This window comes from Neisseria sp. P0009.S007 (genome assembly GCF_051962515.1).
The window spans coordinates 1-314 of the sequence record NZ_JBQCVF010001016.1 but is presented as its reverse complement, the minus strand read 5'-3'; the positions used below and the strand labels follow the sequence as shown (position 1 = coordinate 314).

The 314-nt window shown below is 52.2% G+C and carries 1 rRNA gene; it reads left to right on the top strand.

Annotated features, from left to right (window positions below):
* Positions 1–314, top strand: a 16S ribosomal RNA gene (locus ACTHS3_RS17565); the annotation flags it as partial.

The following is a 314-nucleotide window of genomic DNA, read 5'->3' as shown; positions in this document are numbered from 1 at the left end:
GCCTACGGGTGGCTGCAGTCGAGAATCTTTCGCAATGGGCGAAAGCCTGACGAAGCGACGCCGTGTGTGTGATGAAGGCCTTCGGGTTGTAAAGCACTTTCGCCTGGGAACAAGAGACCTTGGCTAATATCCAGGGAATTTGAGAGTATCAGGTAAAGAAGCACCGGCTAACTACGTGCCAGCAGCTGCGGTAATACGTAGGGTGCAAGCATTAATCGGATTTATTGGGCGTAAAGGGCGCGTAGGCGGGAATGCCAGTCAGATGTGAAATCCCGGGGCTCAACCCCGGAACAGCATTTGAAACTACATTTCTA